This is a genomic window from Neisseria sp. P0021.S006 (assembly GCF_051956895.1).
The window spans coordinates 1-552 of the sequence record NZ_JBQCWZ010000974.1 but is presented as its reverse complement, the minus strand read 5'-3'; the positions used below and the strand labels follow the sequence as shown (position 1 = coordinate 552).

Sequence of the window (552 nt, the reverse complement as noted above, 5' to 3'; positions counted from 1 at the left end):
GTTTTAAAAGCTGGCGCAAAAGCGGCAAAGTAATGCGCTTGCCCATCATAACGGCGTAATTGTCGAGGGTATCGAGCATTTGCATCAGGCTGTCCATATCGCGCCGCCAATGGTTCAGCAGGTATTCGAAAATTTCTGGATCGATGGTTACCTGACGGATAGCCGCCATGCTGACGAGCGCATCGATTTTTTCCCGGTCGGTCAACGGTTTGACTTCGTAAACCAAGCAATACGCCATGCGTGTGCGCAGGTCTTCACGGATAACGAGTTGCTGCGGCGTATATTCGGAACTCAAAAGCAAAAAGCCTTTGCCGCTGTTGCGGAAGCGGTTGAAGATGGCAAACAGTAAAGCCTGTTCTTCATTATTAAGCTTTTCGATTTGGTCAATGGCAAGATATTCCGCATCCAACGCGGTTTCTGTCAGCGGCGTGGCGGCGGCATCAATATAGATGGCATTTCGTCCGGCATCGAGCGCCTGTGCGACCCATGCCTGCAAGAGATGGCTTTTGCCTGCGCCCTCGTCGCCCCAAACATAGATAAATTGCCCATGTT

General features: G+C 51.1%; 1 protein-coding gene. It reads right to left on the bottom strand.

Annotated elements, in window-relative coordinates; all coding sequences use genetic code 11:
- Nucleotides 1-552, bottom strand: a 552-nt coding sequence (gene hda / locus ACTHUM_RS18230) for a DnaA regulatory inactivator Hda (RefSeq protein ID WP_440403713.1), incomplete at both ends; no start/stop codon positions are given.